Origin of the sequence: Candidatus Planktophila vernalis (assembly GCF_002288185.1) — a bacterium.
Classification (GTDB): Bacteria; Actinomycetota; Actinomycetes; order Nanopelagicales; family Nanopelagicaceae; genus Planktophila; species Planktophila vernalis.
This window is the reverse complement of record NZ_CP016776.1, coordinates 372,936-386,067: the sequence shown is the minus strand read 5'-3', so window position 1 is coordinate 386,067 and position 13,132 is coordinate 372,936. Positions and strand designations below refer to the sequence as shown.

Below are 13,132 nucleotides of genomic sequence, written 5' to 3'. Positions count from 1 at the left end.
ATGAATTTTACTCTGAGTAAGGCTTTTCATATGCACCGGGCTCGTCAATTGCCTGTGCAAGAAGTGGGATCGCATTCATCTTCACGTTGTTATTGCTCAGAGCTCTGCGATAAGAACCCACATTTTCCCAATGGGTCACCAGTGTCCAAAGTGAGCTTTCATCTAGATTCTGGCCAATTTCACCTTTTACAAAGCCAGCACATTGCGAGAGCGCCTCCAGCGCAACGGAGAGTTCTGCCTCAAAGTGGGCGGCATTGCCTAGGGCAACGTTAAATCTGGCGATTGCGAGCATGGGTTGAGCGTATCGGCTCAGATTTGGAAATGATAATCATTTCCATTTTGTGATACTGTCCAGTCATGAACATAGCCATCATCCTCGCAGCCCTTACCGCCATATCCACCTTTGCTGGAGGGGCATTAGCCCTAAAGGCAAAGGATCGCCTCCACCTAGTCCTCGGTTTATCAGCCGGTCTACTTCTAGGTCTTGTTGCTTTTGATCTTCTTCCAGAAGTCTTTAAGTTAGGAACTGGGGAATTTCTTCATGCCCCAACTGTTTCAATTGCATTGATCGGTGGTTTCTTACTTCTGCATTTCTACGAGCGAATCTTTGGTTCACATGAACCCGCTGAATCTGATTACAGTCATGACCACAAGCACTCACATAACTTCACTGGTGCCTTTGGCGCAATCGCAATGGGTGGCCATGTTTTTCTTGATGGTTTAGCGCTAGGTGTCGCATTTAAAGTTAGCTCTGATTTAGGTCTTGCGGTCTTTATTGCATTACTTGTTCACGCATTTAGCGATGGCCTTAACACCGTTTCCTTCATGATCAAATCCGGCTTATGGGGAAAGAAGAGCGTCGGCTTGCTCGGTGTTGATGCACTAGCTCGTGTTTCAGGTGCAGCGCTAGGAAGCACCTTGGTCTTGAGCAACAATTTGATCGCGCTATATCTTGCTGCTTTCTCTGGAATCGTCATCTATCTTGCTACATCTCACATCTTGCCTGAAGCACATTCACGTCATTCATCACGATTGACTATGGTTGCAACGATTTCGGGAGTCTTGATTATGTGGGCGCTGGTTGCATACCTACATTCAGGTGATGCACATGCTCATGGAAGTGGACAAGAAATTCACCAAGAGGATGAGCACAGCCATGAAGAAGGTCATTCTGAAGAAGGTCATTCTGAAGAAGGTCATTCTGAAGAAGGTCATTCTGAAGAAGATGGGCACCAGCACTCAGACAATGAATAAATCTGATCTCAAATTGATTGCAGTTCTTGAGCGAACTGGTGGCTTTGCCAGCGCTCAAGAGCTGCATCAAATTTTGCGCCGTGAAGGCGATGGCATCGGTTTAACAACGGTATATAGGGCATTGCAATCACTCGTTGATGACAAAATTGTTGATCTTCTGCGCCGTGAAGATGGCGAAGCTATTTATCGTCTTTGCGGTGATACTCATCATCATCACTTAGTATGCAAAAGCTGTGGTGACACCGTTGAAATCGAAGGCGGAGCAATTGAAAAGTGGGCCAAGACAATGGCTGAAGAGTTTGGATTCCGCGAGGTTGGACACACAGCCGAGATCTTCGGAATCTGTTCAAAGTGTTAAATCATGGGCGACTACAGAGGTATTCCAACGTGTGCATGTCCTGCATGCGGCTCACATCTGTTGGAGATCACGGCATCATTTAGCCCAGACACCTATGAAATTGAGATGTATTTACTAGATAACGCTCGCTGCGCAATGTGCCAAGCGCACTTGACCGCCCCAACCCCAACCGATCTTCCAGCTGCTTAAGCCTTACCAAATCTACGATCGCGCTGTGAATACTCTTCAATAGCTTTCCATAATGTTTTGCGTGTTACATCTGGCCACAACACATCCATAAAAACTAGCTCGGCATAAACACTTTGCCACGGCAAGAAATTACTCGTGCGCTGCTCACCTGATGAGCGCAAAAACAGGTCCACATCACTCATTTTGGGTGAATCTAAATACTTAGCAAAGACTTTGTCAGTAATTGAATCGGCCTTTACTTTGCCCCTCTTCACATCGCGTGCTAACTCAGCAGCAGCATCAACAATCTCGGCTCGCCCGCCATAGTTCACACACATGTTAAGAGTGAGAGTTTTGTTCTTGGCAGTTAACTCTTCAGCCTCTTCCAGCTCATTAATAACACTGCTCCACAAGCGCTTAGAGCGGCCCACCCAGCGAATGCGAACACCCATCTCATTCATCTGATCACGGCGGCGCTTTAATACATCGCGATTAAAGCCCATAAGAAAGCGCACTTCATCCGGTGATCTGCGCCAGTTTTCAGTTGAGAATGCATAAGCACTTAACTCTTTAACGCCAAATTCAATTGCGCCCTGCACCACATCAAAAAGTGCGGCCTCCCCTGCTTCATGTCCTGCTGTGCGCGGTAGTCCTCTTTGTTTTGCCCAGCGCCCATTGCCATCCATAACAACGGCAACGTGATATGGAATATGAATTGTCATACTCGCTCCACCATTGGCAAACTCCTTAAACCGCGCTCAAGGTGCCATTGTAAATAGGCAGCAATTAATCCACTAGCCTCGCGGCGATGTTTTCCTTCACTTGCAGTGGCACTCTCCCAATCACTGCTAATAAGTGCGCCCATTAACTGCAAGGTTTCCATCGCTGGGGTTGCACATGCAGATGGTCGGCAGTCATTACACACTGATCCTCCTCCGACTAATGAGAAATATCTGTGGGGGCCAGGTTTTTCACACCGCGAACAAATTGTCATTGATGGTGCATAACCAGCAACTGCTAAAGAGCGCAGCAGGAATGCATCAAGAATGAGCAGAGGCTCATATCTGTTTTCAGCTAACGCTTTCATTCCACCAACTACTAATTGAAACTCTTGGAGCGCAGGTTCTTGCTCATTAGGTGAAAAGCGCTCAGCAGCTTCCAATATCGCTGAAGCAACTGTCCAGCGCTGATAATCCTGGGTGAGTGCTTCTCCGTAATTCATTAACGCTTCAACCTGTGTGATGGTGTCAAAGGTTTTTCCCACATGGAGTTGGATATCAACGTGGCTACCTGGTTCAAGCCGTGCACCAAATTTAGACATAGTGCGTCTAACACCTTTGGCAACGCCGCGGATTCGCCCATGATCTTTTGTCAGCATCGTGATGATGCGATCGGCCTCACCGAGTTTTTGCGTGCGAAGGACGATTGCCTCATCCCGGTACAAACTCATACGGGCAAAGGTAGTGCGTTGGTTAGCGAATTGCGCGATTTATGGCAGACACGACTGCCTTAAGGGAGGCCGTGGTGGTGTTTGGATCGATTCCAACACCCCAGAAGGTTTCACCACCGATTGAACATTCCAAATATGCCGCAGCAGATGCATCGCCACCTGCTGAGAGGGCATGCTCGTAATAATCTAGAACGCGAACATCGACTCCGTAGTTCTGCAAGATATTACAAAACGCTGCAATCGGTCCATTTCCTTGACCTTTAAGTTCTTGGACCACGCCACGATCTGTGAGTGAAACATTTAAGTGAACATCTTCACCTAGCACTGATGTTTGACTTAAGCCCTTAAGACGAAAGCGTCCCCATGGTGCGCTTTCTGTTGGCAGATATTCATCTTCAAATATGTTCCACAAATCATCGGCGCTAATTTCTCCGCCTTCGGCATCGGTCTTAGCTTGTACATTTTTAGAGAATTCAATCTGCAATCTGCGTGGCAGATCAAGGTGATGCTCGTTCTTCATCAGATAGGCAACTCCGCCCTTACCTGATTGTGAGTTCACACGAATAACAGCTTCATAGCTGCGACCAATATCTAATGGATCAATGGGCAAGTAAGGAATAGCCCAGGTGTGATCACGGACTTCTTTGCCAGCAGCCTTTGCATCAACTGCCATGTGATCAAAGCCTTTTTTAATTGCATCTTGGTGTGAACCTGAAAACGCTGTGAATACAAGGTCTCCGCCATAAGGATGGCGTTCAGGAACGCGTAGTTGGTTGGCGTATTCCACTGTGCGACGCACTTCCTCAATGTTTGAGAAATCGATATGTGGGTCAATGCCATGTGTAACTAGGTTGATTCCAAGAGTCACAAGGCAAACATTTCCTGTGCGCTCACCGTTGCCAAACAAAGTTCCTTCAATGCGATCAGCCCCTGCTAGATAGCCAAGCTCTGCTGCTGCAACTCCTGTGCCGCGATCATTGTGTGGGTGAAGGGAGACAATCACGCTGTCGCGATTATTTAAGTTACGACACATCCATTCAATTGAGTCGGCATAAACATTTGGTGTTGCCATTTCAACTGTTGCTGGCAAGTTCATGATGGTTTTCCACTGTGGGGTTGGCTTCCACACATCATTAACGGCGTTACACACCTCAACTGCAAACTCTAACTCTGTGCCTGTATAGGACTCAGGTGAGTACTCAAAAGAGACCTTAGTTTCAGGAACCGTTTTAACCAGATCTAAACAGATCTTGGCAGCATCAGTTGCAATCTTCTTGATGCCATCTTTATCAAGACCAAAGACAACTCGTCGCTGCAAAGTAGAAGTTGAGTTATATAGGTGAACGATTGCCTGCTTTGAACCCTTGATTGCCTCAAAGGTGCGAACAATTAACGCCTCACGTGCCTGAGTCAAAACCTGAATAACAACATCATCTGGAATCAGATTCTCTTCAATAATCTTTCGAACGAAATCAAAATCTGTCTGGCTAGCACTAGGAAAACCAACTTCAATTTCTTTGTAACCCATGGCTACTAACAATTTAAACATCGCTAACTTGCGGGGTGTATCCATGGGATCGATAAGTGCCTGGTTGCCATCTCGTAGATCCACAGAACACCACTGAGGTGCTTTAGTTATCTTTTTATCTGGCCAGGTGCGATCGGCAAGATCTATAGGATGAAAAGGTTCATAGCGATGCACTGGCATCGGTGAAGGTACTTGCTTGGGAAAATTCATTTCTATTGCTCCTTATATGTTTGCGGAATTTGTCTTTTAACCGATACGACAAACCCCGCAGCGAGGGGTTCGGTTATTTGACCCCGCCACGGCAGCTAAGGAGGAGACTGCGTGTGTTCATGGGTAGAGGGTAACGCGCAGGCTAAAGAACTGGCAAATAACGATCTAGTTCATAGGCGCTGACCTGGCGGCGATAGTCCTGCCATTCAGCGCGCTTATTGCGCAATACATATTCAAACACATGCTCGCCCAAAGTTTGGCGCACTAATTCACTCTTTTCCATCTCTGCAATGGCTTCATTGAGATTTGATGGCAATGAAATTGGATCCTTCGAATCGCTTAATACATAGCCTTCTTCAACGCCCTTTAGCCCTGCTGCCAACATCACTGCATATGCAAGATATGGATTACAAGCAGTATCAGGTGATCTAAATTCAATACGTGTTGAGTTTTCTTTCTTTGGCTTATACATAGGCACGCGCACCAATGCACCACGATCACTTGGACCCCAGTTAACAAATGCTGGTGCCTCTCCCCCGCCATGCAAGCGCTTATAGGAGTTAACCCACTGATTAGTAATTGCAGTGATCTCTGGTGCGTGCTTGAGAAGACCTGCAATAAATGAGCGACCAACAGCTGAAAGATTTAATTCGGCGCTTGAATCATAGAAAGCGTTTTCTTCACCTTTAAACAGTGAAACGTGGGTGTGCATTCCACTGCCTGGGTGGTCAGTAAATGGCTTTGGCATAAAGGATGCGTGGAAGCCTTGATCCATTGCTACTTCTTTAATCACATGGCGAAAAGTCATGATGTTATCTGCAGTACTTAGCGCATCTGCATAACGTAAATCAATTTCCTGCTGTCCAGGTGCACCTTCATGATGTGAGAACTCAACTGAAATTCCCATAGCCTCAAGCAATGTAATTGCTTGGCGACGGAAGTCATGGCCAACAACTGCTGGTGTGTGATCGAAATATCCACCTTGATCAACTGGGATAGGTGCTTTGCCAGCCTCTGGCTTTTCCTTAAATAAGAAGAATTCAATTTCTGGGTGGGTGTAACAGGTGTAACCCATGGTTGCTGCTTTTTCTAAAGTACGTCGCAACACATTGCGTGGATCTGCAGGAGAAGGTGTGCCATCTGGCATCACGATGTCGCAGAACATTCGAGCAGCACCTGGAGCTTCAGTGCGCCAAGGCAAAATAGAAAAAGTTGCAGGATCTGGTTTTGCCAACATATCTGACTCAGTTACACGTGCAAAGCCTTCAATTGCAGAACCATCAAAGCCAATTCCTTCAGCAAAAGCATTTTCTAACTCTGCTGGTGCGATAGCTACAGATTTTAGAAAGCCCAAAACATCTGTAAACCACAAACGCACAAAGCGAATATTGCGCTCTTCAAGGGTGCGAAGAACGAACTCTTCTTGCTTGCTGATCTCGGTGCTCATGGGCAGCATTCTTACAAATGCAGATTACGGCTATGTTAACTCCCCTTATATAACAAAGAAGTCAGCGTGATCCAGGTCAGTTTTTGGGGCTAAATCCTTGGTAATGACAGCGTTGGCACTGATACGAGATCCCTCACCGATGGTGACATTTCCAAGCACTCGGGCACCTGCACCGATAATTACATTGTTTCCAATTGTTGGATGACGCTTTCCATCTTCAATGCCACGAGCTCCCAGAGTTACATCGTGATAGAGCATGACATCATCGCCAACAATTGATGTTGCGCCAATAACTACACCCATACCGTGATCAATAAAGAATCTGCGCCCAATAACTGCTGCCGGATGAATCTCAATTCCTGTCGTGAAGCGCACGGCATTTGAGTGAATGCGGGCAAGAAGTTTTAACTTTCTCTTCCACAGCACATGCGAAATTCGATGTCCCCAAACCGCGTGCACACCTGGGTATGCCAAAGCGACCTCTAAACGATTTCGCGCAGCCGGATCATGGCTGATCGCGTTATCAAGGTCTTCAATGATGTGCTTTAGAATTGCCATTAATTAGTCAACCAAGTCCTCGTATAGAACTGTTGATAGATAGCGCTCACCATTTGAAGCACAGATAACAACAATGTTCTTGCCTGCAAACTCTGGTCGCTTAGCAATCTCTGATGCTGCCCACAGCGTTGCACCTGATGAAATTCCAGCAAGGAATCCTTCTTCTGCTCCAGCACGGCGTGCATATTTAATTGCATCCGCTGCAGTTGCATCTAAGACCTCGTCATAGACAGTTCGATCCAAAACATTAGGAATGAAGTTAGCTCCAATTCCCTGAATTGGGTGTGGTCCTGGCTCTCCACCATTGAGAATTGGAGATGCAGCTGGCTCAACACCAAAGACTTTGATTGCAGGGTTTTTCTCTTTTAAGTAACGGCCCGTGCCAGTAATTGTTCCGCCCGTACCAATTCCTGAAACAAAGGCGTCAACTTTTCCATCAAGGTCGCGCCAAATCTCAGCACCCGTTGTTTTGTAGTGAATCTCTGGTCCTGCTTGATTTTCAAACTGGCGAACCAAGACAGCGCCAGATTCTGCAAGCTTTTCTGCAGCAGCAACTGCGCCCTTCATACCCTCAGCAGCAGGGGTTAGTACTAATTCTGCCCCGTATGCACGAATGAGCTTGCGACGCTCTTTTGAAACCGATTCAGGCATTGTCATGATTGCCTTATATCCACGAGCTGCAGCAACCATGGCAACTGCAATTCCAGTGTTTCCAGATGTTGCCTCAACAATTGTTCCGCCAGGCTTTAGCTCACCACTTGCTTCGGCTGCATCGATCATTGCAACACCGAGGCGATCTTTAACAGAGGATGTTGGGTTATAGAACTCCAACTTGGCATAAACATTTCCTGCCGCGCCATCAGTGATCTTGTTGATGCGAAGTAGTGGTGTGTTTCCAAAGATTTCTGTGATGCTGTTATAAAGCTTCATAATTCTCCCTAGATAAATTGAAATAGATGTTTAAAACTGCAGGCAAAGCGAGCTAAAAATCAGCAGCTGCAGGATGTAGAGAGGCAGAAATCAACCACGCGATTTCGCGTGAATAACCAGTTGATGATTGATTTCATAGATTAATTCTACTGAGAAAGATTAATAGTGCGAGTTGCAAGTAACTTGCAAAAACTACTTCTCATTCCAGCGTGAAGTCATTGGCAAACGACGATCTTTACCAAATGCGCGGCCTGAAACCTTGGTGCCAGGTGGATATTGGCGGCGCTTAAATTCAGCCTTATCAACCAATGAAATAACTCGGCGCACTAGCTCAGGATCAAAGCCATCTGCAAGTAAGGCCTCATATCCATGATCTTCATCAACGTAGGCCCGCAGGACCTGATCGAGAAGTGCATAGTCAGGCAATGAATCTGAATCCTTTTGATCTGGGCGAAGTTCTGCACTTGGCTCTTTAGTAATGGAGCGCTGTGGAATAGGAGCGGTTTGCCCTGCAGCAACTGCCTGAGCATTTCGCCATGTTGCCAGCGCCCACACATCTGTTTTATAAATATCTTTGATCGGCGCAAATCCACCCACGGCATCACCATAAAGAGTTGAGTAACCAACAGCTAGTTCGCTCTTATTTCCAGTTGCTAAAACTAGATGTCCTTCTTGATTTGAAATACCCATCAACGTTGTGCCGCGAACTCTGGCCTGCAGATTCTCCTCAGCCAAACCCTTAAGGACCATATTGCCCATATAGGCATCAACCATGGGGGCAATAGGAGTAATCCTGAAGTGAATGCCTGTGGCATCTGCTAGCGCCTGCGCATCTTCAACTGAGTGGCTAGAGGAATACTTACTTGGCATTGCAACACCATTAACGCGCTTTGCACCTAATGCATCAATTGCAATGGCAGCAACTAAGGCTGAATCAATGCCACCAGATAAACCAAGGACTACAGATTTAAAGCCATTCTTGCCAACGTAATCGCGAAGCCCCATAACAAGGCCCGCCCACATCTCTGCCTCATCTGAAAGAGGCGTTGCAATTGAAGAATTGAGTGAATCTGAATGCACTGCAGGCTCTTGTGAGATAACAACATCTGGCTTTGAGGATCCTTCGATGCAATCTATGTCAATGACTATTAACTCATCATCAAACTGGGCAGTTCTTGCAAGCAGGCTTGCATCTTTGCCGACAACAATTGTGTCGCCATCAAAGACTAAATCATCCTGGCCACCTGTCATGTTGACGTATGCAACGGGTGCACCAATTTCCTTGGCCCGCTTTTGCACAAGAGCTAGTCGAACATCATCTTTGTTTCTCTCAAAGGGTGAGCCGTTGGGAACGACTAATAAACCTGGAGTTCTTGCGCTAATCGAATCCAGTGAATGCCAAATATCCTCACAGATTGCCACGGCGACATCTACCCCATGGATTCGAACAACAAGGGATTCATCTCCTGCTACAAAGTTTCTAAACTCATCAAAGACGCCGTAATTAGGCAGATGGCGCTTTACATATCTGGCCTTGATTTTTCCATCATGAATAACTGCAACGCAGTTTTTAGGGCCTTTATCCAGGTAGCCAACAACTGCCACCACATCACCTGTGATTGAAGCAGCGATCTCTTCAATAGCTTTGATGCTGGCTGCTTGAAAAGATGGACGAAGCGCTAAATCCTCAACTGGATATCCAGTCACAATCATTTCTGGAAATACGATCAGATTGGCGCTTTGTTCTTGGGCCTTTTTTACTGTTTGCGCGATGAGCTCGGCATTGCCCGCAAGGTCACCAACCGTTGGGTTGATTTGGGCTAGCGCCACGCGCAACTTCATTTTTCAAGTGTAACGGGGGTACCCTTGTGCCTGTACCCGGGGACTGCCTATCGCAGCCTCGAGGAGAGGACAGTAAATGGAAAGCCTTTATGGTGGCGCGCTGCATAGACGCGTAACAATTGCCGATTTGGCTGCGGCTAAGAGCCGCGGTGAAAAATGGGCGATGCTCACTTCCTATGAGCAGATGACTGCCGAGATATTTGATGAGGCCGGCATCCCAGTCTTACTTGTCGGCGATAGCGCTGGAAACAATTTTCTCGGTGAGAGCAACACAATTCCTGTAACAGTCGATGAGCTAATTCCATTGACCCGCGCAGTTGTGAGAGCTTCTAAGCGCGCTTTAGTCCTTGCCGATCTGCCCTTTGGTTCCTATGAGTCCTCACCAGAACAAGCACTTGCAACGTCCACTCGCTTTTTCAAAGAGGCTGGGGCAATGGGCGTGAAAATTGAAGGACCACAAATTGCAACCGTTGAAAAACTAGTGGCCTCTGGAATTCCAGTCATGGGCCATGTTGGTTTAACACCACAAGCCGTGCATTTATTGAGTGGTTATCGAGTCCAAGGTCGCACCGATGGTGAGGCAATTGTGCAAGCAGCACTTGCCCTTGAAAAAGCTGGCGCTTTTGCCATTGTCTTAGAGTTAGTGCCAGCTGAATTAGCGGCGAAAATTACTGCAGCCTTGAAAATCCCAACGATTGGGATTGGGGCTGGGGTTGATTGCGATGCCCAGGTTTTGGTCTGGACAGACATGATGGGTATTACAAAGAATCCACCTAAGTTGGCTAAGGCCTATAGAAATATGCGCTCTGAGATGTTGGCTGCGGCCAGTGAATTTGCTGCAGATGTTAAAGCTGGTCAATTTCCAGCAGCAGAACACACTTTCAACTAATCTCAGCCTCATGGCTAAATACGCGATAGACCTATCTCCACTGCGTAAATCAGCCGACTTTCGCAACCTTTGGGCATCGGGTCTGATCTCATACTTCGGCTCGATGATCACCTATGTTGCCGTCCCTTTTCAGATTAAAGAGCTCACTAACTCCTATGTGGCTGTGGCGATAAGTGGACTGGTTGAAATAGTTCCACTCGTTGTTTTTGGCCTCTATGGCGGAGTTCTGGCCGATGCAATTGATCGCAAAAAACTCATCTGGATTACCGAATTCCTATCCCTATTTTTCACTGGAATTCTGCTGATCAACTCCCTGCGTTCCTCCCCCAGCATTATTTTGATCTACATAGTTGCAGGTTTATTTGCAGCCGTCAGTGGCCTTCGACAACCGGCGATGACAGCAGCCCTGCCCCGACTTGTCGATCATGAAGACATGGCAGCAGCTTCTGCGTTGATGAGTCTTCGATGGCAGGCAGGAGTCATCGTTGGGCCAGCAATTGGAGGCGTTTTAATTTCAACGTATTCAGTAGCCGTGGGATATGCCGCAGACATTGCAACCTTTGTTATCTCACTCATTTTGCTATCCATGATGAGCAGTATCCCTGCCTCACATGAGGCTGAAAAGCCATCCCTGGCAGGGCTTATGGAGGGAATCAGATACTCCTTTGCCCGCAAGGATTTGTTGGGAACTTATCTGATTGATCTTGCTGCAATGTTTTTTGCAATGCCGACAGCTCTGATTCCTTTTTGGGCAGATCAGTTAGGAGCGCCATGGGCACTTGGTTTGCTCTATGCCGCAGGCACCGTTGGTTCAGTTGCAATTGTCCTAACAAGTGGGTGGACTAAGAGCGTTCGCTTCTATGGCCGCGCAATTATTTGGGCAGCCATTGGTTGGGGCGCAGCTATCGCCTTGGCCGGTGCCACAAATTACCTAGCCCTGGTACTGCTTTTCCTAGCATTGGCCGGAGCATCAGACATGGTCAGTGCCCTGTTTAGATCAGCGATGTGGAATCAAACAATTCCCGATAATTTGCGTGGACGCCTTGCTGGAATCGAATTATTGTCATATTCACTTGGACCATTGGCTGGACAAATGCGCGCAGCTGGCATGGCGGCGGCATTTTCCTTAACTTTTTCCGTCACTGCTGGCGGAATTATCTGCATCATTTTCGTTGCCGTACTGGCCGGTTTTTTCCCAATTTTGCGAAAATTCGACATAAAAACCGACAAAAATGCCCTCGAAAAGGCCGCTGAAAGTGAAAAATCACGCTCAAACCCTCAAGGCGAGGGAGAGATATCGTGATTTTGGGGAAAATACGTAATTTTTAATATTTTTTCTATTTTTTTCGATTTCAAATAAATTATTTAGTGAAATTTTCCGCAAATGCATAAAAAATAATTAAAAAGAATTTGCGACACGCACCTAAATAAATCTCACAAAATGTTGGCATTTTTACCTAAATGATGTCACGCTTATCCACGAAAAGGTTTGGGTGACGGATCCGAACCATTCCGATAGGAGAAGTACGTGGCCGCAGCAAAGAAAGCAGCACCAAAGAAGCGCCGTAAGAAGGCAGCTGCTCCAGCAGCTCCAAAGAAGCGCCGCAAGAAGGCAGCAGCAGCAGCTGCTCCAAAGAAGCGCCGTAAGAAGGCAGCAGCTAAGAAGGCTGCTCCAAAGCGTCGTAAGAAGGCAGCAGCTAAGAAGGCTGCTCCAAAGAAGCGCCGCAAGAAGGCAGCAGCTAAGAAGGCTGCTCCAAAGAAGCGCCGCAAGAAGGCAGCAGCTAAGAAGGCTGCTCCAAAGCGTCGTAAGAAGGCAGCAGCTAAGAAGGCTGCTCCAAAGCGTCGTAAGAAGAAGGCAGCTGCTCCAGCTGCTCCAAAGAAGCGCCGTCGCAAGAAGGCAGCTGCTAAGTAATTAGCAATTAAAAAAACCCGCCACTTTATGTGGCGGGTTTTTTTATGCAATTTTATTATTTAATCATTACTTCCATCTTTGCGAAGTGACTCCTCCACTCGAGCAAATATCGTTGATATAACTTCTAAGTCAGCCTTTGATAAATGATCAACAAATCTGGTGCGCACACTCTCCACATGATCTGGGGCCGCGGCCACAATCGCTTTCCAGCCCTTGGCAGTCATCACTGCAAAGTAGCCACGTTTATCTGATGGGCAAGCCTCGCGCTTTACCCAGCCAGCCTTTTCCATCACTTTCATTCGATGCGATAAACGCGAGCGCGATAGCAAGGCGATGTCTGCGAGTTCACTCATTCGCATTCTGCGATCAGGGGCATCACTGAGTTGGGCCAAAATTTCATAATCAGGCATTGATAAATCATGGCTATCTAAATCACTATCTAGCGCCTCAATGAGGCGACGGCTAGCGATGATGTAACGCCGCCAGGCCTTCATTTCGGCAGTATTGAGCCACTGGGGTGCGGTAGCGTTTTGGTCTGCCATAGTTATCAGTCTACGCTAACAGTTGAAGCTTCAACTACTTTTAA

Annotated in this window: 15 protein-coding genes; 6 read left to right on the top strand and 9 right to left on the bottom strand. The window is 47.0% G+C overall.

Going from position 1 to position 13,132, the window contains the following annotated elements; genetic code table 11:
- Nucleotides 1-7 precede the first annotated feature (7 nt).
- Entirely contained in the window at nucleotides 8-292 is a 285-nt protein-coding gene (locus A7sIIA15_RS02110; protein WP_095685574.1) for an antibiotic biosynthesis monooxygenase family protein, read from the bottom strand.
- A 65-nt stretch (nucleotides 293-357) separates the two neighbouring features.
- On the opposite strand from A7sIIA15_RS02110, the gene A7sIIA15_RS02105 reads away from it, so the two are divergent.
- Genes A7sIIA15_RS02105 through A7sIIA15_RS02095 form a run of 3 tightly spaced genes read left to right on the top strand, consistent with a single transcriptional unit; the run spans nucleotide 358 to nucleotide 1,801 of the window.
- Entirely contained in the window at nucleotides 358-1,254 is an 897-nt protein-coding gene (locus A7sIIA15_RS02105; protein ID WP_095685573.1) for a ZIP family metal transporter, read from the top strand.
- Complete coding sequence (locus A7sIIA15_RS02100; RefSeq protein WP_095685572.1) at nucleotides 1,247-1,612, top strand: Fur family transcriptional regulator; 366 nt, start codon at nucleotides 1,247-1,249, stop codon at nucleotides 1,610-1,612. Before A7sIIA15_RS02105 ends, A7sIIA15_RS02100 begins: the two co-directional genes overlap by 8 nt.
- A 3-nt stretch (nucleotides 1,613-1,615) precedes the next feature.
- Nucleotides 1,616-1,801, top strand: a complete 186-nt coding sequence (locus A7sIIA15_RS02095; RefSeq protein ID WP_095685571.1) for a hypothetical protein — start codon at nucleotides 1,616-1,618, stop codon at nucleotides 1,799-1,801.
- On the opposite strand, the gene A7sIIA15_RS02090 is transcribed toward A7sIIA15_RS02095, so the two are convergent.
- The 7 genes from A7sIIA15_RS02090 to A7sIIA15_RS02060 form a co-directional block, all read right to left on the bottom strand.
- Entirely contained in the window at nucleotides 1,798-2,502 is a 705-nt protein-coding gene (locus tag A7sIIA15_RS02090) for an isoprenyl transferase (RefSeq protein WP_095685570.1), read from the bottom strand. The two genes, A7sIIA15_RS02095 and A7sIIA15_RS02090, sit on opposite strands and share 4 nt — an antisense overlap.
- Nucleotides 2,499-3,230, bottom strand: a complete 732-nt coding sequence (gene recO, locus A7sIIA15_RS02085) for a DNA repair protein RecO (protein ID WP_095685569.1) — start codon at nucleotides 3,228-3,230, stop codon at nucleotides 2,499-2,501. The genes A7sIIA15_RS02090 and recO overlap by 4 nt, the downstream gene beginning before the upstream one ends.
- A 22-nt stretch (nucleotides 3,231-3,252) precedes the next feature.
- Entirely contained in the window at nucleotides 3,253-4,968 is a 1,716-nt protein-coding gene (gene leuA, locus A7sIIA15_RS02080) for a 2-isopropylmalate synthase (RefSeq protein WP_095685568.1), read from the bottom strand.
- A gap of 142 nt (nucleotides 4,969-5,110) precedes the next feature.
- Complete coding sequence (locus A7sIIA15_RS02075; protein ID WP_095686425.1) at nucleotides 5,111-6,403, bottom strand: glutamine synthetase family protein; 1,293 nt, start codon at nucleotides 6,401-6,403, stop codon at nucleotides 5,111-5,113.
- Between the two features lie 57 nt (nucleotides 6,404-6,460).
- Nucleotides 6,461-6,973, bottom strand: a complete 513-nt coding sequence (cysE, locus tag A7sIIA15_RS02070; RefSeq protein ID WP_095685567.1) for a serine O-acetyltransferase — start codon at nucleotides 6,971-6,973, stop codon at nucleotides 6,461-6,463.
- Between the two features lie 3 nt (nucleotides 6,974-6,976).
- Entirely contained in the window at nucleotides 6,977-7,903 is a 927-nt protein-coding gene (gene cysK, locus A7sIIA15_RS02065; RefSeq protein ID WP_095685566.1) for a cysteine synthase A, read from the bottom strand.
- A gap of 192 nt (nucleotides 7,904-8,095) precedes the next feature.
- Nucleotides 8,096-9,745 carry an NAD+ synthase gene (locus A7sIIA15_RS02060; protein WP_095685565.1) on the bottom strand — a complete coding sequence of 550 codons (1,650 nt, stop codon included), beginning with the start codon at nucleotides 9,743-9,745 and terminating at the stop codon, nucleotides 8,096-8,098.
- A gap of 76 nt (nucleotides 9,746-9,821) precedes the next feature.
- Between A7sIIA15_RS02060 and panB the strand changes: the two genes are divergently transcribed.
- The 3 genes from panB (at nucleotide 9,822) to A7sIIA15_RS02045 (ending at nucleotide 12,546) form a co-directional block, all read left to right on the top strand.
- Nucleotides 9,822-10,634 (top strand): 3-methyl-2-oxobutanoate hydroxymethyltransferase, encoded by an 813-nt coding sequence (panB, locus tag A7sIIA15_RS02055; RefSeq protein WP_095685564.1) that lies wholly within the window; start codon nucleotides 9,822-9,824, stop codon nucleotides 10,632-10,634.
- Nucleotides 10,635-10,644: 10 nt separating this feature from the next.
- Complete coding sequence (locus A7sIIA15_RS02050) at nucleotides 10,645-11,937, top strand: MFS transporter (RefSeq protein WP_095685563.1); 1,293 nt, start codon at nucleotides 10,645-10,647, stop codon at nucleotides 11,935-11,937.
- A gap of 225 nt (nucleotides 11,938-12,162) precedes the next feature.
- Nucleotides 12,163-12,546 carry a hypothetical protein gene (locus A7sIIA15_RS02045; protein WP_095685562.1) on the top strand — a complete coding sequence of 128 codons (384 nt, stop codon included), beginning with the start codon at nucleotides 12,163-12,165 and terminating at the stop codon, nucleotides 12,544-12,546.
- A 59-nt stretch (nucleotides 12,547-12,605) separates the two neighbouring features.
- Here A7sIIA15_RS02045 and A7sIIA15_RS02040 read toward each other — a convergent pair whose 3' ends face one another.
- Nucleotides 12,606-13,088 (bottom strand): MarR family winged helix-turn-helix transcriptional regulator, encoded by a 483-nt coding sequence (locus A7sIIA15_RS02040; protein ID WP_095685561.1) that lies wholly within the window; start codon nucleotides 13,086-13,088, stop codon nucleotides 12,606-12,608.
- Between the last annotated feature and the right edge of the window lie 44 nt (nucleotides 13,089-13,132).

Coding starts and splice junctions, on each gene's coding strand:
- A7sIIA15_RS02110 (WP_095685574.1), bottom strand. CDS start 292: ATGCTCGCAATCGCCAGATTTAACGTTGCCCTAGGCAATGCCGCCCAC.
- A7sIIA15_RS02105 (WP_095685573.1), top strand. CDS start 358: ATGAACATAGCCATCATCCTCGCAGCCCTTACCGCCATATCCACCTTT.
- A7sIIA15_RS02100 (WP_095685572.1), top strand. CDS start 1,247: ATGAATAAATCTGATCTCAAATTGATTGCAGTTCTTGAGCGAACTGGT.
- A7sIIA15_RS02095 (WP_095685571.1), top strand. CDS start 1,616: ATGGGCGACTACAGAGGTATTCCAACGTGTGCATGTCCTGCATGCGGC.
- A7sIIA15_RS02090 (WP_095685570.1), bottom strand. CDS start 2,502: ATGACAATTCATATTCCATATCACGTTGCCGTTGTTATGGATGGCAAT.
- recO (WP_095685569.1), bottom strand. CDS start 3,230: ATGAGTTTGTACCGGGATGAGGCAATCGTCCTTCGCACGCAAAAACTC.
- leuA (WP_095685568.1), bottom strand. CDS start 4,968: ATGAATTTTCCCAAGCAAGTACCTTCACCGATGCCAGTGCATCGCTAT.
- cysE (WP_095685567.1), bottom strand. CDS start 6,973: ATGGCAATTCTAAAGCACATCATTGAAGACCTTGATAACGCGATCAGC.
- cysK (WP_095685566.1), bottom strand. CDS start 7,903: ATGAAGCTTTATAACAGCATCACAGAAATCTTTGGAAACACACCACTA.
- A7sIIA15_RS02060 (WP_095685565.1), bottom strand. CDS start 9,745: ATGAAGTTGCGCGTGGCGCTAGCCCAAATCAACCCAACGGTTGGTGAC.
- panB (WP_095685564.1), top strand. CDS start 9,822: ATGGAAAGCCTTTATGGTGGCGCGCTGCATAGACGCGTAACAATTGCC.
- A7sIIA15_RS02050 (WP_095685563.1), top strand. CDS start 10,645: ATGGCTAAATACGCGATAGACCTATCTCCACTGCGTAAATCAGCCGAC.
- A7sIIA15_RS02040 (WP_095685561.1), bottom strand. CDS start 13,088: ATGGCAGACCAAAACGCTACCGCACCCCAGTGGCTCAATACTGCCGAA.